Source organism: Neobacillus sp. Soil_C_43 (assembly GCF_057656715.1).
On sequence record NZ_JBDGJV010000013.1, the window covers coordinates 119,936 to 140,746 of the forward strand.

The 20,811-nt window shown below is 40.6% G+C and carries 15 protein-coding genes; 3 read left to right on the forward strand and 12 right to left on the reverse strand.

Annotated elements, in window-relative coordinates; genetic code table 11:
- Positions 1–175 precede the first annotated feature (175 nt).
- Positions 176–6,529 carry an Ig-like domain-containing protein gene (locus AC3A54_RS17300; RefSeq protein ID WP_487655415.1) on the reverse strand — a complete coding sequence of 2,118 codons (6,354 nt, stop codon included), beginning with the start codon at positions 6,527–6,529 and terminating at the stop codon, positions 176–178.
- Positions 6,530–6,768: 239 nt separating this feature from the next.
- Here AC3A54_RS17300 and AC3A54_RS17305 point away from each other — a divergent pair, with 239 nt between their 5' ends.
- A complete protein-coding gene (locus tag AC3A54_RS17305; RefSeq protein ID WP_487655416.1) occupies positions 6,769–7,830 on the forward strand; it encodes a sensor domain-containing diguanylate cyclase in 1,062 nt (353 codons plus the stop codon).
- 85 nt (positions 7,831–7,915) lie between these two features.
- On the opposite strand, the gene AC3A54_RS17310 is transcribed toward AC3A54_RS17305, so the two are convergent.
- From AC3A54_RS17310 to AC3A54_RS17320, 3 genes are read right to left on the reverse strand one after another with little or no spacing between them, the layout of a single operon-like run.
- Positions 7,916–9,196: a TRAP transporter large permease gene (locus AC3A54_RS17310; protein ID WP_335545749.1), complete on the reverse strand. Its 1,281-nt coding sequence runs from the start codon at positions 9,194–9,196 to the stop codon at positions 7,916–7,918.
- Positions 9,197–9,212: 16 nt separating this feature from the next.
- Positions 9,213–9,791 (reverse strand): TRAP transporter small permease, encoded by a 579-nt coding sequence (locus AC3A54_RS17315; protein ID WP_487655417.1) that lies wholly within the window; start codon positions 9,789–9,791, stop codon positions 9,213–9,215.
- A gap of 19 nt (positions 9,792–9,810) precedes the next feature.
- Positions 9,811–10,818, reverse strand: a complete 1,008-nt coding sequence (locus tag AC3A54_RS17320; RefSeq protein WP_487655418.1) for a TRAP transporter substrate-binding protein — start codon at positions 10,816–10,818, stop codon at positions 9,811–9,813.
- A 380-nt stretch (positions 10,819–11,198) separates the two neighbouring features.
- Between AC3A54_RS17320 and AC3A54_RS17325 the strand changes: the two genes are divergently transcribed.
- Positions 11,199–11,897, forward strand: coding sequence for a FadR/GntR family transcriptional regulator (locus AC3A54_RS17325; protein WP_487655419.1), 699 nt, complete (start codon positions 11,199–11,201; stop codon positions 11,895–11,897).
- Between the two features lie 79 nt (positions 11,898–11,976).
- On the opposite strand, the gene AC3A54_RS17330 is transcribed toward AC3A54_RS17325, so the two are convergent.
- From AC3A54_RS17330 to AC3A54_RS17350, 5 genes are all read right to left on the reverse strand, one after another.
- Positions 11,977–13,821 carry an acyltransferase family protein gene (locus AC3A54_RS17330; RefSeq protein WP_487655420.1) on the reverse strand — a complete coding sequence of 615 codons (1,845 nt, stop codon included), beginning with the start codon at positions 13,819–13,821 and terminating at the stop codon, positions 11,977–11,979.
- A 210-nt stretch (positions 13,822–14,031) separates the two neighbouring features.
- The gene (locus tag AC3A54_RS17335) at positions 14,032–14,574 is read right to left on the reverse strand and encodes a hypothetical protein (RefSeq protein WP_487655421.1); all 543 of its coding nucleotides are present in this window, start codon (positions 14,572–14,574) and stop codon (positions 14,032–14,034) included.
- Positions 14,575–14,596: 22 nt separating this feature from the next.
- A complete protein-coding gene (locus tag AC3A54_RS17340; protein WP_487655422.1) occupies positions 14,597–15,919 on the reverse strand; it encodes a hypothetical protein in 1,323 nt (440 codons plus the stop codon).
- A complete protein-coding gene (locus AC3A54_RS17345; RefSeq protein WP_487655423.1) occupies positions 15,916–16,422 on the reverse strand; it encodes an RNA polymerase sigma factor in 507 nt (168 codons plus the stop codon). Before AC3A54_RS17345 ends, AC3A54_RS17340 begins: the two co-directional genes overlap by 4 nt.
- A 224-nt stretch (positions 16,423–16,646) precedes the next feature.
- Positions 16,647–17,210 (reverse strand): PadR family transcriptional regulator, encoded by a 564-nt coding sequence (locus AC3A54_RS17350; protein WP_487655424.1) that lies wholly within the window; start codon positions 17,208–17,210, stop codon positions 16,647–16,649.
- A gap of 190 nt (positions 17,211–17,400) precedes the next feature.
- On the opposite strand from AC3A54_RS17350, the gene AC3A54_RS17355 reads away from it, so the two are divergent.
- Positions 17,401–17,763 (forward strand): hypothetical protein, encoded by a 363-nt coding sequence (locus AC3A54_RS17355; protein WP_487655425.1) that lies wholly within the window; start codon positions 17,401–17,403, stop codon positions 17,761–17,763.
- Positions 17,764–17,920: 157 nt separating this feature from the next.
- On the opposite strand, the gene AC3A54_RS17360 is transcribed toward AC3A54_RS17355, so the two are convergent.
- The 3 genes from AC3A54_RS17360 to AC3A54_RS17370 form a co-directional block, all read right to left on the reverse strand.
- The gene (locus AC3A54_RS17360) at positions 17,921–18,988 is read right to left on the reverse strand and encodes an Ldh family oxidoreductase (protein ID WP_487655426.1); all 1,068 of its coding nucleotides are present in this window, start codon (positions 18,986–18,988) and stop codon (positions 17,921–17,923) included.
- Between the two features lie 231 nt (positions 18,989–19,219).
- On the reverse strand, positions 19,220–20,377 hold the full coding sequence (locus AC3A54_RS17365; RefSeq protein ID WP_487655427.1) for a UxaA family hydrolase: 1,158 nt from the start codon (positions 20,375–20,377) through the stop codon (positions 19,220–19,222).
- Positions 20,378–20,380: 3 nt separating this feature from the next.
- The gene (locus AC3A54_RS17370; protein WP_335545737.1) at positions 20,381–20,725 is read right to left on the reverse strand and encodes a UxaA family hydrolase; all 345 of its coding nucleotides are present in this window, start codon (positions 20,723–20,725) and stop codon (positions 20,381–20,383) included.
- Between the last annotated feature and the right edge of the window lie 86 nt (positions 20,726–20,811).

A 20,811-nucleotide genomic window follows, 5' to 3' on the forward strand; every position in this document is an offset into this window, starting at 1 on the left:
CTCCTTCCCCCATTTCCGATCCTAATCAAACGATTAATTAATAAAGGTCTAAACATGAATATAGTAAGCATTTCTCCTGTTAAACCACAAAAAGAGTGTCGAAAATTACCTAATTAAAAGGGACAGTCCCCCGTTGCTGTAAAGCAGCGGGGGACTGTCCCCAACCCCAACCTTATTATTTGACCCAAACCCCTTTAGTGTTGAAGTAATATCTTTTACCAGCGATGGTTACCCATCCGGTTTTCATGACACCACCACTGTCGAGGTAGTACCAAGCACTACCATCTTTCAACCAGCCAGTCTTCATGGCTCCATTTCTATCAAGATAGTACCAAGAGTATCCACTTTTCAACCAGCCTGTTCTCATGACACCACTGTTGCCATCTAGGTAATACCACTTAGACCCGCTTTTTAGCCAACCGGTTTTCATAACACCACTTCCATCGAGATAGTACCATCTATTTTTGTCCAGCAACCAACCGGTCTTCATAAGGCCATTTTCCCCTAAGTAATACCACTTCTTTGAATACAAAAGCCAACCTGTTACAGGTAAACCTGTTTTTAAATCATAATAATACCAGTATATCCCCTTTTTAACCCAACCTTTCTTCGAAGAGACAACAATATACTTCGTCTCTTCGCTTTCGTTGCCGGATTCATCCTTAGCAGACACAGTAAATTCCGTTCCTAGTGAACCAGGGACAGGAATTTCAACAGCAAATCCCCCATCCTTTCCAGCTGTACCCGTACCTAATACGGAGCCATGGTATTTGACTGAAATCAAAGAACCAGGTTCAGCAGTCCCTTTAATAACGAACTCTTCATCCGTGACTTGGTTTACCACTGGAGCTTTTGGAGCAATCCTATCCTTCACAACCATTTTCGTTGCCAGACTTTTGTTTCCTTGACTGTCGGTGGCCGTAACCTCTAACTCCGTTCCCGCAGCTTGGACCATAATCGTAACTACAAACTTGCCGTCCGCCCCGGCCGTTGCTGTACCGAGCACACCTCCATTAGAGAGCACCTCAATCTTCGCCCCTGCCTCAGCCTCACCTGAAACCACACTATCTTTATTTGATACTTCGCTTACAATCGGTTTTTCCGGTGAAGTTACATCCCTCACCACTACCGATAGCGCTTCACCGACATTTCCGGCAAGATCTGTAGACCTAATAAATAGCTCCGTCCCTGCTTTTTGCACGGGAATAGACACTATAAATTCTCTACTGTCGTCTGCATGTCCAGTACCAACCACACTGCCATTTACCAATATTTCCACCTTAGATCCCGCTTCCGCTTGACCTGTTACAGACGTATCTTTATCCGTGACTTCATTCACCTTTGGCTTCCCAGGTGGTGTTGCATCTTTAACCGTCACCTTTGAAGCAGGACTTTCGTGTCCAGCCCGATCAATTGCCGTTATGATTAGCTCAGTTCCCGCTTTTTGTACAGGGATCACGACAGTGAACTCCCCACCAGCTGATGCTTGCGTAGTTCCAATCACAGAATCACTTACTCTTACTTCAACCTTCGCCCCAGCTTCCGCTTGACCTGATACAGACAGCTCTTTGTCCGTTACTTCATTGACAACTGGTTTTGCAGGCACAGTCACGTCCTTCACAACAATCGTAGCCGGACCACTTTCATTTCCCGCCGCATCGATAGCAGTTATCGTTAATTGTGTATCCGCCTTTTGGGCCCCAGAAAGCTTAACCGCGAACTTACCGTCACTTCCTACGCTCCCTTCGCCAATCACCGTACCATTCACTTTAACCTGAACCTTGGCACCAGCTTCTGCTTCACCAAAAACAGTAGTATCCACATCCGTCACTTCGCCAACCCACGGGTTCAAAGGTGCTGTTATATCCTTCACCACTACTTCAGCTTCTTCACTTACATTCCCAGCCTCATCCACGCAGGTGATAATAAGCTTCGTACCCGCTTCTAAAAGAGCAAACACCAGTCGGAACTTGCCGTCCTCTCCTACCACGTCTCGACCAATGATCGTACCGTTCACTTTTACTACAATTTGCGCTCCGACCTCAGCTTCACCCGTTACAGCCGCATGTTTATCATCCACTTCATTGACCCTTGGCTTCGAAGGTGGTGTGCCATCCTTAACCACAACCGTGGTCACATCACTAACATTCCCTGCTTGGTCAATCGCAGTAACCTCTAATTTCGTACCTACCTTTTGGACTGGAACCCCGACAGAGAACCTGCCGTCCTCTCCAACAGATCCTTCACCAATCAATTCACCATTTGCTTTCACTACAATAGAAGCCCCTGCTTCTGCCGCCCCAAGAACAGCCGTATCCTGATCCGTCACTTCCTCCACCGTCGGCTTTTCTGATGACACATCAACAACCACAACTGTCGCTTTTTCCGATACGTTCCCAGCAACATCCATCACCGTAACCACTAATTGAGTCCCTGCTTTTTGCACAGGAATGGAAACTAGGAATTTACCATTTCCATCAGCAGTTGCCGTCCAATTAACAGTTCCAGCATTTATTTGGACCATTACCCAAGGTTCTGTTTGCCCCGTAACGGATGTGTCACGATCGGTTACTTCCTTCACTACTGGTTTTGCAGGCGGAGTCACATCTTGGACACTGGTCATCGCTACATAACTACTGTTTCCAGACGCATCTGTCGCACTGACTTCAATCGTCACTGTACTATGCTGTTTTGGAATACTAACGGTAAAGGTCCCATCTACATTTGTTGTCGTAGTTCCGATCTCCATACCATTGGCCAGCACCCGAATAAAAGAACCTGGTTCAGCTGTTCCTTTTACTTCAGTGGATTGATCCGTCACTTCATAAACAATAGGAGCTGCGGGTGCAGTCAGATCCTTTGTTTTCACGACCTTTGCCAAACCGGTATTACTCCAGTTACCAGCTAAATCCCCAGCTTCCACCGTAAATTCATATTCGGTATTATCAGTTAACCCACTAACCCAATAGTTGGTAGTCATGGCATCAATAAATCCAATAATCGTACCATTCTGTTTGATTCTATAATTGGTGACGCCCACATTGTCTTCAGCCGCCTGCCAAGATAAGTGCACGTCCGTTTCCGTAATCTGATCTGCTGCTAATACATCAACAACACTCCACATAGGTGCCTTTGTATCCTTAATTAGCAGTGATTGCTGTAACCCTCCTTCACTCCAATTTCCAGAGGTGTCTTGTGCTTCTACTGTAAAATAATAATCTGTATTAATTGATAATCCGGTAACAAGATAACTGGTGACGTCAGCACCCATCGTTTGAATCACTTGTCCATTCTGCTTAATCCGGTAGTGAGTAATCCCACCACGGTCCTTCGCTGCTGGCCAAGATAACTTCACACTTGTATCAGAGATATCCGAAAGAATTAGAGTACTTCCAGTATCCCAATATGGCGCAGAATAATCAGGCGTTTTCCACGTTAGACTTAATGGTTGAGATACATTACCGCCTGTGCGATCTTTTGCTTTAACGGAAAAAGTATATTCCGTATTTGACGATAGACCTGAAACATCATAGGAACTTTCTACTGAACTCGTCACATATTCACCATTCATATAGATTTCATAATGATCAACCACTTCTTCATCAGAAGCATCAGGCCAATCTAGATGAACACTTGTCTCTGTCTGATTAGATGCCGTAACGACTGCATCATCAGGCCATTTAGGCGGATTATGGTCATCAAGCTTCACACTCACACTCGGATCATCAACGGATCCGCCACCATATGCCATGTTCCAAAGTTCATCACTAGCATGAACTTGGATAAAATAAGTCTCCCAAGGCTTTAAGTTCGTTATGGTATATGATGTTTGATCTCCAGGTATAATATGGTTCGAATTCTTATTTACTGTAAGGATATATTCCTGTACCTTGACATTATCAATAGCCGGTGTCCACTCAAGTGTTACACTCGTTGCATCTTTTTTTACAACATGAATTTCACTTCCTGCAGGCCAAACAGGGTCTTCTATATCAGGAATGGTGATAGTGGCTGAAGGACCATTAGACGAGATGTTTCCTTCGAAATCAACTGCTTCAACCTTGAATGAATAATCACCTGGCGGATACTTTGCAAACTCAAAATCATATAGTCCTGAACTCCAGGTTCCTGGTGCCGTTCCCACTAGCGTGCCATCCACATATACATTGTAATTCTTCACTGCCATATCATCAGTTGCTGTACCACCCCAATAGGTTCTGATCTTTTTGGACCCATTTTCCTCGATAAAGCTAGAATTTGCATATGTAGTCCCATCAGTCCATACAGGAGCTTTCTGGTCCACAAGGGTTACGGTCTCTGTTAAAAACGGCTTGTATGTTACCAACCCGTTGTTTACATTGTCATAGCCATCGTAAATCTTTTCTTTGATAACCGCTTCGTCTGTTGTTCCCCAATAATTTTGACTAAGATCTTTGGTAAACTTCGTATGATTTTTTACATTCCACATTTGATTGTTCAACGTATTGGATTTAATGGTCTCAGAAGATGTACCGAAAAGATCAATACCCGTCTGATTATGAATGAATTCATTGCTCGATACAGTGAATGAACCCGTCATTTCCAATCCAATTTGATTATCTTCTATTCTATTAAATCTCAAGTTACCATTTGATAAACTTAGAGCGGTACCATTGCCAGTAAATGTACTTTTATAGACATTGGCCATACCCGTAATCCCGTAGTGATTATTTGTAAAATCACTATGATAAACGTATCCATCTAAGTTTATAGAGGCACCGTATTCATTATCGACAAACGAGGAATCAACAATCTTATGAAAGCTTCCATTCACTCCAGTTGTGTTATTCTTAAACGTTGAATGGTTTATGGAGATCACTGGATAGCTACTTGTAATACCCGTTTGATTTCCTTCAAAAGTAGAAGAGTCAACTGTCACTGATATTGCTTGATTCGTATAATCAGGTATAACAGAAACACCGTTGTGCGCATGGGATATGTTTGTTTGGGTAAACGATGCTGTCCCGCCAAGCTGTGAATCAACCTGGATTCCATCCCAATATATACTTTGATTTTCTGAGGTAAACGTGATTTTTTCACTTTCAGTTCCTTCAGACTTGAGCTTCCCGCGAATCGCCATTCCCGTATCTGACATAAATTTCACTGTTACTCCAGGTTCAATCGTCAAAGTAGTATCTGGAAAAACAACGACATCGCCCGTAACCAGATAAGGGCTTTTATCTTTTGTCCATGTAGTATCTTCATAGATTCCACCGCTAAATTTGGTTGAAAACTCTTCCGTTTGGAACGAAAACTCAAAGGCCTCTTTGTTCTCATTACCCGCAGAATCTTTGATACCGCCGGCAGGTATCTTGACGGTATAAGTGGTGCTATAGTTTAGCTTTGCTAAAGGCTTGATTTCTAAATTTTTTCCAGAAATCACTTTCTCAACCTCTACACTTTCCCCAGTAGACTTTAAGACTTCTATTTTATTAAAATTAGCTCCAGCTTGTATGTCTTCATTAAAGTTCATACGAATCGAGGTATCTATAGGCGCTTTCACTGCCTGATCAGCTGGTGAAAAGGACTGTATCGTTGGACCTGTTTTATCCTGAACGATCACTTGCGTAGGTTCACTCACATTTCCTGCTTCGTCAGTGGCAGTAACAGAAAGGATCTCACCAATAGCCTGCTTACCAATTTCAACTGAAAATCTACCATCAATGCCAACCTTTGTTTCTCCCACCGTTCCAACTGCATTCTTTACTGTAATGGTGGCCCCACTCTCTCCGCTTCCTGTCATTACCGATAGAGTATCATTGAATGGATCGACGGTAGGTGCTACAGGAGCTTCCTCATCATTTACATAGGTAACTAGTAAATCTTCCACATGATGTACCCTAGTAAAAGTATCCGTGATAACCACTGGCAACGAATTCTCTCCAAGTACAAGGTCTACCTCTAACGAAAAAGTCCCATCCTGATTAGCCGTTGTTTGTTGACCATTTATTTCGACTTTAAATCCTGGAACTGTTCTACCCTCAACTTGAAGAGAAGATTTAGAAACAGTTAAGAGATTCATAGGTGACGTAATCTCTACTGGTGGGACCGGATAGGGATAACTATCCTTATATGGTGTACATAAACACCCTACATCAGTTGTACTTCCATAAGGATCAAATATTCCATTGTTAGGAAAATTCGTATCCCCCCACATTTTGATGCCGCCCATATTAACATAATTGGCAATGACATCATGTTTATTCATATAAATTCTTCCATTGTTCTGGACCTTACCATAAATAATCAGGTTTCCCTGAAATTGAATATCTACTCCATACCCAATGGTTAGCGTAGCATTAGGCGCAACGATTACATTCTGTGAAACCGTTTTAGACTGCCCCCATGTTTCCGAAGATGAAATGATTAAATAATTATCAATCATATTTTGTGACGACGTCACCTCGGTAGTAGTTCCAGCAGCATAAACCAGCTGCTGGATCGACAAAAATACCACTAAAACCAAACTTATAATCTTTCTAAACCCCATACTCCCCCAACTTTCTACATAAATCCCCAATATAGTATAATTATATATTCCTATTTACTATTTTCACAGTGAAATTACAATTTTTGGGGTCAGTCCCCCGCTGCTTTAAAGCAGCGGGGGACTGGCACCAGATTGTTCATAAAACGGACATTACATTTACTATATCTTTACTTTTAAAATAGTACTTAGGACTTTCTTACCAAATAAGTCATTCAAGAGCATGTGAAGGGGGTACGCGAATGAGCATTTACCATAAAGGAATGGATATTTTTCTACTTACAGCGTTATTGTTAGCCATAACACTTTTTATTAAAAACAAATGGATCAATCTTAGGACCTCAAACTCAAAAATAAAAATGTTCAATCCAATGGTCCTTACTAACGTGCATAGGAAGGAACTAGAAAGAAATTATCTCAACACCCTTAAAGACCTTCAGGATTTAAAATTCGCCTTAGACGAATCCAACCTTGTTCAAATCGTGGATAAATCAGCCAATATCTTATATGCGAATGAGAAATTCTGCCGCCTTTCCGAATACTCCTTTGAAGAACTAAAAGGAAAAAACATGCGAGTATTAAATAGTAGCTATCATTCCAAAATTTTTTTTAGAGACCTATGGACTACTGTTACTCAAGGAAAGGTGTGGAGCGGCGAAATTCGAAATAAAACAAAAAGTGGTACATACTATTGGACTTCTACAACGATTGTTCCGTTCCTAGACAAAAATAATAAACCCTTTCAATATATTGTCATTCGAAATGACATTACAAAAAGCAAGGAGCTGGAGAAGAAGCTGGAATACCTATCAAATGTGGATGGATTAACCTCCTTATTTAATCGAAGGTATTTTGATAAGATGCTAGATTATTATTGGCAGTCTCTCTATAAAAGCCAAAACTCTCTTTCAGTTATTTTGTTCGATGTCGATTATTTTAAATGCTACAACGACCATTATGGTCATTTATTGGGGGATCAGTGTTTAATTGATATATCCAACCGGGTCAAGGATGTAATGAATTCATATGAGGCGATATGTGCAAGGTATGGCGGCGAGGAATTTGCTATTATCCTGCCAAAAAAGGATGCACATGAAGCTCGTTTCATAGCAGAAAGAATTCGACAAGAAATTGAGCAATTGAACATCCCTCATGAATGGTCTAAGCTCAATAGATCGATAACAATGAGCTTTGGCGTGGCTTCCCTTATACCCAAACAAGATAAGCATCCCCTGGAATTACTAGAATTAGCCGATAAAGCCTTATATCAGGCGAAAGATAATGGGAGAAATACAGTAGCTTAATAGGCTACTACACAAAAAGGGGACAGTCCCCCGCCGCTGTAAAGCTGTAAAGCGGCGGGGGACTGTCCCCAAATTTTGCACTTCCCTACATGTTCACCCAAAACATGGATAGTGCCGGGAAGTAGGTGATGATTAGTAGGTCAACGACCATGACGACAATGAATGGTACAATCGATCGGACCAGCTTATCATAGGAAATGTCGGCGATCCCTTTTACGACAAAGAGGTCTAATCCTACTGGCGGTGTGATAAGCCCGATGGACAAGTTGACGACCATAATGAGTCCAAAGAAGACCGGATCAATTCCTGCTGCTAGAGCAATTGGCAGCAATAATGGTGTTAAAATAGTGATAGCAGCAGATGCGTTCAAGAAGCAGCCTGCGATAAAGAAGATGACCGTGAACATTAGCAGGACGAGATAACGATTATCAGCGAAGCCCGCTACTAGGTTAACAAGCAGCTGCGGGATTTGTTCAGCGGTTAATAGCCAGCCAAATAGATTAGCAGCCGCAATGATAAAGACAACCATCCCCGTCATTTTTCCTGCTTTAATAAAAGCCTCCGGCACATCCTTCCAATCCATATCCTTATAGACAAATTTATTGATAATAAAAGCATAGGCGGCAGCGATCGCACCAGCCTCCGTTGGCGTAAAGATACCTCCCCGTATTCCAAAGATGATAATTAGCGGAAGAATCAAAGCCAATATTCCTTCAAAAAAGGTCTTTTTGAAAGAAGAGAATTCAAACTTCATGTTCTCTTGAGAATAGTTATTCTTTTTTGTCAGCCAATAGTTTAGCATCATAATCGACAAACCAATTAAGATTCCAGGGACAATCCCAGCTGTGAACAAATCCCCAATCGAAACGCCTGCCGTTACTCCGTATACAATCATTGGAATCGATGGCGGAATAACGACTGCGATGGTTCCTGCACTCGCTACCGTCGCAGCGGCAAATCCTTTATCGTAGCCTTTTTTCTCCATCATCGGGATCATCATTTTACCGACAGCCGCCGTATCTGCTGCACCTGATCCCGAAATTCCTGCGAAGAACATACTTGTTAACGTCGAAACCTGTGCTAAACCGGCACGCAACCAGCCAACCGATGCAAAAGCAAATCCCGCAATCCGTTGTCCCATACTGCCAGACATCATAAATTCACCTGTCAGCATAAAAAACGGAATGGCCAGAAGCGGAAACGAATCTACAGAGGTTAATAATCTTTGAGGAACGACTTCTAATGGAACATAGTAGATGCTAGACAAAAAGCCGGAAATAGATGCCAATATTAACGAAATGGCAATAGGAACACCCAGAAACATCAGTACAAACAGGACTACCAGAACAATAACTGCTACTGTCATTCAACTTCCTCCTTCTCTATCCTATATGGGGATTCTCATTTGCCACCTCTACCTGAACAATCCGAGCCTTTTCCTCTTTTCCAACTACCAAATCAAGTATGTTAACAAAAGAATGAAGAAGACAGATGAGCGAACAGACGAGGACAGAGCCATAAATCAGCGTCATATTCAGTCCCATTGAAGGGGATATTTGTTGACTAGTAAATTTTAAGATGCTAAAGCCATATACGATTAAAAATAGAAAGACAGCGGAGTTGATGACTTCAATGAGGACTTGCAGCTTACCTTTCAATTTTTCAGGCAAATAATGAAGTAAAATTTCCACCTGTGCATGTTCCTTGCTCTTATAGACAATTCCGATTCCCAAAAAAACAATCCAGACAAACATATAACGAATGAGCTCTTCCGCCCAGCTTAAATTAAATACGGAAAAATCAACCATTGGAAGCGTCTTTTGCACGATGGAACTCTGTAAAACGAACCGGGAAAATACTTGATACACCGTAGCCACGAAAGCAATAACGAAAAAGGCGATTAAGAGAAATTTGCTCGCTTTATTCACCTTTAGACTCAGTTCCGTCATAAACCCTTTCATTGAATGCACCTCCACATAATTATTTTAAGCTTTCTATTTTTTCCAGAAGATCTTTTCCAATAGAGCCTTCAAACTCTTTGTATACTGGTTTAACCGCTTCCCTAAAGGAGTCTAAGTCAGGGTTTTCCTCGATTTGAATATCTGTTTTTCTCAGGTCCTCAAGCAGTTGTTTCTCATCCTCTAAGGCTACCTTTCTCTCATATTGAATTGCCTCTTTGGACGCTTTTGTGATCACCTTTTGCAAATCCTTTGGCAGGGTGTCATAGGTGGTTTTACTCATAATAAAAACAGCAGCATCATAATTATGAGCGGTTAACGTCAGATACTTTTGAACTTCATTAAATTTGTTCAAGTAGATCTGCGCAAGCGGGTTTTCCTGGCCATCTACAACGTGTTGCTCGAGCGCGGTGTAAAGTTCCCCAAATGGTACCGGAACAGGAGTCGATTTCAGTGCCTTCACAAACGAAATATAGGGTGGCGATTCCTGAACCCTGATTTTCATACTTGCTGCATCTTTAGCCGTTTTAATAGGCTTTACATTATTGGTCATATGTCTCCAGCCGTTTTCCATAAACCCTAGATTCATTAGCCCCCGATTTTCCAAATCGGCTCCGAGTTCCTTTCCAATTTCCCCATCAAGAACCCGAAATGCATGCTCACGGCTTTCAAATAAATAAGGAAGATTGAGTACATTAAACTTCGGGGCAAAATTCGTCACCGGTGCAACAGAACCAATGTGAAAGTGAATTGATCCGATTTGGGCTCCCTCAATCTGGTCCCTCCCATTTCCTAACTGGCTGCTTGGAAAAATATCAATTCTAATTCTTCCTTTTGATTCTTTTTCAACAAGCTCTTTAAACTTTAAAGCTCCCTTATGATAAGGATGAGTTTCTGTCTGCAAATGTCCGAGCCTTAAAACATACTCTGCATCTGTGCCTTTACTTGTTGCCGTACTAGTACTGGAACAGCCGGTAATCATGAATAAACAGGTTAACACTATGAGAACGAAGACAGAAGCTTTTTTCATTTCCTAACCTCCCTACCAATTTGTAAGCCCTTTCAAATTTTTAAAAAATCCACCTGGTTAGCTAGTAATAGTATGTACTCCTCCCCTCTAATATGGTTCAGTCACCCAACCACTAAATTAATTATATTTCAATTTTCTAAAAAATCAAATATTAATTTTACTATTAAAAATATTTATTGCTTAGTAATAGTAAAAATGGTTTAATGAAAGTACACCGGTACTGGTTGGGTCACCTAACCAATAAAACCCAAAAATTGATGGAGACCATTTACAAGTGATTTACTCAGTGCTTAAATAAAATTAACAGCAATTAGTATAAATGTACTAGATTTTTAAACACATACGATGCGCTTCGATTTAACGGAGGGAGCAGTGATAAAGTGGAATTTAATAGAAAAGGAATTTCTGAACAAGTAGCAGACAGTATTAAGAGAAAAATTCAAGCGGGCGAATACCAAGTGGGGGAACGAATACCAGGAGAAAGAGAGATGGGGATCGAACTTTCCGTAAGCAGAAATACGGTAAGGGAAGCCTATAAAATTCTCGAAGCCTATGGATACCTACAAGTGAAGCATGGAACGGGCGTATTTGTTGCCTCACCCGAACATCAAATTCAAAAGGTGACGGAAGCTCTTTTTGTCTCAACTGAACAGATCAAGGACTTTTTCTCTGTCCGCAAAATACTCGAAGAATGGACAGTCAAGTGGGCAATTGAAAACTCGACTAACGACCAATTTACCGAGTTAGAGCAAATTGTGAATGAATCAATTGAAATCGTCAAAGGAAAAATTGATTATAACAGGTTGGCTGAATTGGACCATAAATTTCATATCACCATAGCCAACAACTCAAATAATATGGTCTTAACCGGGATTATGAATTATTTAATTGATTTATTGTCTGAATCACGAAATAAAACCGTTCAAATTCCCGGCCGAGCTTTGCAATCCGTTCAAGAACATACAAAAATTTTACAAGCACTCAAACAAAAAAATTCAGAATTAGCGCAGCAATGTATGAAGGAACACCTAGAAAGCGTGGAACGTTCGATTACGGAAAATGTGGTAACTGAGGCATAAAGAAGAATGCGTAAAGGGTTCCGTTTTCGGGTGCATTCTGAATAGATGACACTAGAAATGACGTATGAATTAGCATACGTCATTTTTTTATTGCTGCTTTTGCTATAAGTGAGGCATAAATCTGAGAGCCTTTTATATTTGGATGTACGCCATCTTGGTAGAAGTATGAATTTTCCCCCATACTCACATCATGCCAATTAACCAAAGCAATTCTATAAGACGATACAGAAACTTCGCTTATGATAGAATTCACCTTACTTTCCCATGGACGGGGTACCCGTGAGTTCACTAAAATAATTTTCTTTCTATTACCCAGAGAGTCTATTAAAGAAACAAGCTGATTTTTATCAAATGGTCCATTGGTTCCTAATTCTATAATCACTATATCTCCTAATTTCCCTGCTGTTTCTAAACGTTGTACGACAGAGGAAGCATCTTTCATTTGACGACCAACTTTTGCATCTATCACGATATTTGGAAATTCCTTTTTTAAATACGGAGCCACCATGAGCATAACAGAATCACCAATTGCGGTCATGCTTGTTTCATCTACTCCTGACTCAGGACCCGACTTTTTTTCCTCCATTTGACCATTATTCGCTTCCTTACTATGAGAACTATTGTCCTTTTGCTCGTTGTCATTATCCTGCCCTTTTTTTCGTTCGGTTGTTACTGACTGAATATCATTTGTTCTGTGATTCTTGCTTTCGGAAGCAAACGACGACATTCCCCAAAAGGAAATTCCTATGGTTAAAAAGGCTACAACCAATACAAGCTTTTGAAGAAGAGAAACCTGTTTAAACAATGGTTTTGTCAGTTCACGATTGTTTAGAAATTTACCAATAGCTCCACGTCTTATCGGATTTTCTATATAACGCCATGACAGTGCAGATAGTAAAAAAATTCCGATAACCTGTAATGTCATACGAAGAACATTTAATTCTTCATTATTAGCTACAGGACTGCTTAAGACAATAACGGGATAGTGCCAAAGATACATAGAATAGGAACGAACACCAATCCATCGAAGCGGCTTAAATCCAAGTAGTTTACTAAGATGACTTCCTGGGTGCGCCAATGTAGCAATCAAGATGAATGCCGCTAATGAAGTTAGGACCATTCCGCCTCTATATAGAAACGCTTCAAACTGGTTGGTTTTCCAAATCATTACTATTAATATGACAAAACTTAAACTTCCTGCTACATCTAAAGTAATGATGGCAAATCTCGGCGCACGTTTGGAGAGCTTTCGACTAGGCCAAATCAATGCAAGAAATGCACCAAATAGAAGCGAAAAAAGCCTTGTATCTGTTCCATAATAAATTCTACTTGGGTCTGTCCCAACTTTATAATTGAATCCCATAAGAAATATAGAGATAATCGCGATGATCAGTGTGACCCACAGTATCGATGTTCTTCGTCTAAAAACCTTTAAGCCCAAAATTAATAGCAATGGCCAAAGGATATAAAATTGTTCTTCCACTGCTAAAGACCATAAATGTGTAAAGGGAGATGGCGTTCCGAAACTATCAAAATAAGAGATTTTATGAAAAATAAACCACCAATTGCTTATATAAAAAAGAGAAGCTAGTAGATCACCTCTTATATTTGGGATGATGGCACAATTGAATAGAGTAATCCACGCCATGACTACAATCACCATCACCATTAGTGCAGGAAATAACCTTCGTATTCTTCTATGCCAGAATTTTTTTAGATTAATAGAACCATTTTCCTCCCACTCCATAACGATAAGATCCGTAATTAAATAACCTGATAATACAAAGAAAATCACCACTCCTAATAACCCACCTGGAGCCCAACTTACATTTAGATGATAGGCTATGACGGTAAGGACTGCTAAAGCCCTTAATCCATCAATCCCAGCAATGTACCGCTTGCTTTCTTTTATAGGAATAGGCAAAATAAACTCCTCCTTAATAAAATCTCATTCCATCGAAGGGATCGATTCATCCCATTAGAAAAAACGAGCAGTCCTTACAAATAGTTACAATATTTTCTAAAAAACATCATTTTTCTACTTGAGCGATATTATTTTGCTCCCTCTTCAAAAAAAGAAAAAGCCACCAACGAATGGTAGCTTTTGTTCATGTCTTGAGTTTTTGTATGAATGTCACTCAGTATGGACAATCTCAGCAGATTGAACAATTTGTAAAATAGTTGTCTCATCAACCAAATTAGCATCAAAGTGCAAATCGTACACTGCCTTTTTTGGTTCAATGAACATGTATATATGGGTCTCCGATTTTGTCTTCGACTTCACCGCGTCACTGCTGGTAGTTACTTGATACGCATCAAATGGTAGCTGTGTTAGTTTCTGTTTGTTAGTTACAATGGATTGATTGGGTAATACTGCCTCTAATGAGTCAGCATAGGCCAGCCCCTCAATGATACCTACCGATTTACCTTTGATTGAAAAAGCTGCAGAGTCTATCCCTTTATTGACACCCCATTGGTTGTTTACCTTTATTTTTAAATGATCCAGAAGAACCTCCTGTGTTTCTTTTCTTTCATTTGTGTGATTCATGATCTGCTCGTTTTCGTTGACAGTATTTTTTTCTAGACTAACTTTCTTATTAGACGAGGATCCGTCGCCACAACCTGAGATTACTGTCATTATGAGTAACAGCGAACTAATCATAATTCCAATCTTCATTGTTTTTCCTGCCTTTTTGGGATTATTCATATTTTAAATCTATTTTCATTAAGGTAAAGTGATTGCCTTTTTCTTCATTGGTATCTCTAACAAATACGATGCTCTTCCCGTCTTTTGACCAGCTTGGCTGCCAGTCGCTATATTGGCCGCTCATGACAAAATTGACTGGCAAATTGTTTGGATCTGATTTGGAAGAGGAAATGAGACTTTTTAACTCTCGTTCATTTAATTTTGACTTTGTTAATTGTGATTCTCTTTTGCTTTCCACATGTAAAGCAAAGATCTCACGATACGTAACAACAATTTGAGTTTTTTCCGTACCCACTTTTTCATTAGTGGTTGTATTCCTAGCAAAAGTGAGAAATTGACCATTGGGTGACCACTTTGGCTCCATTCCATCGGTTAATTTTTTCGGATCGGAACCATCCGTCTTGATTATCCACACTTCTTTTTGAACCGATTCTCCTTTTATTCGGGTCTTAGTGTAAGCGATATTCTTGCCATCTGGTGACCAGCTAGGTTCAGAACCATCAGTGATTTTTCTTAACTTGCCAGCCCCGATATCCATTAGCCAAATTTCCTCGCTTGTTTGAGTAACACCATCTGAATCATTCAATTGATAGCTTTGTTTAGCAAAGGCTAGTTTGTTCCCATCCGGTGACCAGGTTGGATGGTCATAAAAATCATCAGGGGAATCCGGTGCTGCTAGTTGACGTACGTGCGATCCATCCTGTTCCATTAGCCAAATCCCGGCATTTTTGGTTTGATAACCGGAAAATGCTATGGTCTTCTCGTCCGGTGACCATACTGGATTTCTCATATATTGAAAAGTATTCAAAGGAAATTGTGTAAACGATTGATTGCTTTGGTTCCAAATAAAAATTTTTTCATCTTTTTCAAAGCCAATCGATTTTCCGTCCGACAGCATAGTAGGGAAATTGGCCTTTGAAACGCCCAATGAAACTAACTGTTGCTCTTTTACCACACGAATCTGTTCTGCCTTTGCTTTTTGATTAGGAAAAAGGGTCGGAAGACAAACGGATAAAGCAACTAAAGATGCAGCAACTACTGGCAAAAAATGTTTTTTCCATATTCGTTTTTTGAGGGTCTTTATCTCAACCACTTTTTGCTTTGTTTTTTCAACCTCCTTTTTAATGATCTGGATTCCTTTTTCTTCAAAATCAGGTGTCGGCATGTCTATCATGTTGGAAATTTTCATCAGATTAACGGTATCGAGCAATTCAATCCACTCTTCATCTTCTGATGGGTCTATGTTTATTCTTCCGGTTTGATTCAATCTATCAATATATTCTGAAAGTCTATCTTGCTCTTTTGATAAACTCATCGCAAAGCCTCCTCCAAAAATTCCTTTTTCATAAGATCCTGCACCTTTTTTATCGCGCGAAATTGTATGACTTTCACGAAGGCTTCCGTCTTCCCCAGCAGTTCCGCTGTTTCTTTTATCGATCTCCCCTGCAAAAGCCGTAATACAATTACATTTCTCTGATCCTCATTTAATAAGTAAAGGGCATGATCTACTTGTTCCTTTTGTTCGATGATTTTTTCTAAATCACTTCCCATATCGGTTAAAAACAGTTCGGGCTCAAGACTTAAGGGTTCTTGCGTTTTTTGCCTTTTTCTCCATTTGTCAATTATCAAGTTTCTAGCAATGGTTTTTAAAAGGGCTGAAATATTTACACTCTCTTCTATATACCTATCCTGTGCCCGGATAGCTTTGATAAAAGTTTCCTGCGTGATATCTTCTGCTTCCTGCTTATGACGAACCCGCAAAAATACAAATACATATACTTCTTTCCAATGATCAATCCATATTTTCTCCCAATCCACTTTTTAAGCTCCTTTTTCCTACAAGACGTCTATACTAATCAAAACGTTATAAACCATAAGAAGTTACATAAGCGGAAATATTTTCTATGTATCTGGTTTCTTGAAAATAAAACAAAAAAATGGTCAACCAGAAAAATCTGGCTGACCATAAAATAGAACGGTAGCTTGAGTTTAAGATGAAGTTAGCTGTAGCGGTCTTTATTACTCTTTAACTAAAGCTACTCTTAAGATGATTCTTTGATATTATTTTTTAGTCTTTCAATTAAATGATTACACCAATTTATATAGAGTTTTTCATATTCAATTCCGAATTCCACGACGGATATACTGGACAGAATAGGATCCCTAGGATTTGATGGATTTAGCATTTCGTTAAGTTCATTTACCTTGTCAAGATATATTGTCAACTTCTCCTCATGTTCCTTCTTTTTCTCTTCCAAACGGGGTATCATTTGTTCAGATTCAACAAGCCAAGAATTATAAGCCTTCAAAAGGAATTCATCCCGAATTATTTCTGGTTCAGTAGGCTCGGTTGTCCAACGAATTAGTTCTTGCTGCCCACTTTCTGTAATTCTATATACTTTTCGAGCAGGACGGTAATCATTTTGCTCTACTTCATGGAGTACTACTAGTCCTTCTTCATCCATTTTTGCCAATTCAGGATATATTTGATTACTTCCTGCTTTCCAGAACGGCCCCATTCGACTATTCATCTGTTGCTTAATATCGTATCCGCTAAGCGGCTCCCGCGCCAATAATGTAAGCATGGCATAACGAAAGGAACTCATCTAACCACTCCTTTATCATAGTTGTTTTTATAGGTTCATTTTAATATATATTCGCATGTAGTTTTTATCAAGTAAACCGAAAAATTATAGGTTAAATTTAACATATATTTTAGTTGATTTATAAAAACTAATATGTTAATTTTGAAATAGGTTAATTTTAACATATAAATTAAAAGGAGGAGAGAATGATATGGCAAAAGGTTCGTTACTCGTTGGTTGGGGTGAAATCATACCGGGGCGTGAAAAGGCGGCAAAGGCCACGCTCAATAATGCAATGGAATACTGTATTCGATTGCAACATGACGGAAAAATCGATCGCTTCGAGGTAGTTGTTCTTGAGCCTCATGGTAGTGATCTCAATGGCTTCGTCCTTATCACCGGAGACAAGGAAACCGTTGCCCACCTGCGAGCAGAAGATGAATTTGTCTCGGTTATGGTTGGAGTGCAGTTGGTCCATAGGAATGTGAGGGTGGTTGGCGCTTACACAGGATCCGAGATACAATCTTTGTTTGCGATGTGGGATGAACAAGAAGAGCAACTACTCGGTGATTGAGCAGCTGTAAAGAAGTTAATGGGGTTCTTTTAAACATTATAATGGGAAGCGTTAGTACACTAACAGAAATCGTGGTTGTTGTAGTAAACGAAGTCACTTTTTGTAAAAAAAGGATAGATGTTAATCGGATTCTACCGGTTCATCTATCCTTTTTATTCTATATTTTTTCCAATGATAGAGGCTCTGGAAACGGGACATAATACTGTTCCGCAAGCTTAATAAGCTCCTCTTCCACACTGGCCGGTAAGTCAATCCCTGCTAACTGGCGCAACTCTCTGTCCCTCTTTCTTCTTTCCCCTGGGTATCTGATTTCATTCGTTCCAGGCGCTTTCGGAACTTCCTTCATCTCTGTTAACAGATGTTCGAGTGACTCAAAAAAGGTAGATAAGTGCATAAACTTTTCGATATCCAACAAGAAGAAGAAATGCCCGACATTGGCGTGTTTCGTTTCCGCTTCATTATATATATTTTTCACATAAGGGCCAAAAGCAGCCCCGGTCAGAATCCCTGTTAAGATCTCTACCGCTAAAGCTAAAGCGGATCCCTTCGCTCCGCCTAATGGCAAGACGGAACCCCTTAATGCCGCTTCCGCATCATTGGTAGGGAGACCGTCTTCATCCATCGCCCAACCATCAGGAATGGAATTTCCCTGCTTGGCAGCTAGTATAATTTTTCCCCTGGCGACAATGCTCGTCGATAGGTCGATAATCACGGGCTGGTCATTCCCTGTTGGAAACCCAAAGGCAATGGGATTGGTTCCAAAAAAGGCATTCTTCCCTCCCCACGGTGCGATGCCTGGCGGCGAGTTGGTGAAGCCGATACAGGCAAGGTTTTGCTCACAGGCCAGCTGACAAAAATAAGAAGCGGTACCAAAATGATTGCTATTTTTTATCGCAATGGCAGTGATTCCGCTTTGTTTCGCCATTTCTCTTCCTTTTTGGATCGCCTGGTAACTAACCACATGGCCAAGGCCATTATCTCCATCTACCAGTAAAACCGATGGGGTCTGTTCCGTTAGTTTAATTTCGGGATTCACATTAATCCGTTGATCCTTGAACCGTTTGACGTAGATGGGAAGCCGGCTGATGCCGTGACTGTCCACACCTTCCAGGTTCGCTTTCACTAATGAGTCTGCCGCCACAGAGGCATTCTCTTGATTCATTCCCACGCTTACTAGCAGGTCTTCACAAAAACGCTTAAGATTAACTTCACTGTAGGTTCCCATTCGTAAACTCCTCAACTTAATTTCTTATAAGAAAAGCGGAAGCGCCTTGATCAGCCCCGACAGGCCAATGTTCTTCTGCAAGAAAAGTCGCTCTTTGACTTTATTGTTGAAGGTTATTTGACCCGAGGGGCTAGGCGCTGGAGCTGGACAATTCTCGAAGTCAAATTTTATACTTTCTTTTAACGTAAAAAAGGAACTCCCTACGCATAACTATGTGTAGGGAGAAGAGTTTTAAGCACTGCGATATAGTTTTGTCATGACAAATTCACGATGGCCTAATGCCTCTGCACAAGTAAGACGGCCATTGACTGTACGGCAAATCATTTCCATTAATTGATCCCCTGCTTGTTCCAAAGAGATGTTACGGGAAAGCAAGCCTTGCACGTCCACGTCAACGTGTTCACTCATTGTAGCAGCTGTGATAGGGTTAGCGGTAATCTTCACAACCGGTTCAATTGGGTTACCAATAATATTACCTTGGCCAGTTGGGAATAGGTGAAGAACAGCTCCGCCTGCAGCCATCAAAGTGATACATTCTGCTGCTGCAGAAGAAGTATCCATGAAGTAAAGACCAGGTCCATTTTCTGGTTTGTCCGCAGGGTCTAGTACACCTACAACTTCCTTCGTACCTGTTTTTGCGATATTCCCCAAGGCTTTCTCTTCAATAGTTGATAAGCCGCCGGCGATATTACCTTGAGTTGGCTGTGAGCCTAGTAAATCTACACCTTTAGATCCAATTTCACCTACATAATCATCATAGATGGCCATGAATCTTTCTTGCAGTTCCAGTGTAGCCATCCGCTCGCGGATTAAATGCTCACCGCCGGTTAGTTCAGAGGTTTCCCCAAAGAACACTGTCGCACCAGCATCAACCAAACGATCCACTGCCTGAGAAACAGTTGGACAAGAGCCCATGCCAGTTGTTGTATCGGATTCACCACATTTAATGCTGATCGTTAAATCTTTTAATTCAATTGGTTCTCTTTGAAGTTCAGTCGCCCATTGGACATATTCCTTCGCCTTCCAGGAAGCTGCGCGGATGGTTTCAAAATCACCATTTCCTTCGATAGAAAAATAGGATACTGGTTTACCAGTTTCGGCAATACCATCAGCGATTTTCTTCGCCCAGTTTTGTTCAATTCCGATGACGATAACGGCTGCAACGTTCGGGTTGGAACCCGTTCCGATCATCGTTCTGAAATGCAAATCCAAGTCTGGACCATACTGTAGTCGGCCGTACGCATGCGGAAGGGCTAACGTACCTTGAACTTGTCTTGCAACAGCTTCACAAGCTGCGTTAGAAATATCATCTACCGGTAAAATAATCACGTGATTCCGAATGCCAACCTTACCATTTTCTCTGCGATATCCAAAAAGCTGTTGACCCATCTTCTACCACCTCGCCGTTTTAATATTGTGGGTATGAACGTAATCGCCAATTTCCCACTTTTCTGTTGTTAACCCAACTTGCACTCCATACTTTAAAACTGGTTCTCCTGCTTCTAAATTAACTAAGGAGATTTTGTGGCCTAATGGAATGTCCCCTTTAGCCAGTACCACTACATCGGAATTATCATCCATATAAATCCCGATTACCTTTTCTCCTTTTTGAATTGGAGTAGTAGCCACTCCAACATGATCGCCACGATGATGGATTAAAAATTTGTGAGTGCTTACATTTCCAGCCGTCTCTGGCTGTTGTTCCGTGAGAGTATTTGCTTGACTGTTGATACTCATTTGAAAGCCTCCTTTTTGGTTGTGCTTGTAGCTGTAGTTGTGGTTGTGGTTGAGTGACCCAACCAATTCCTATAACCTTATTTAAA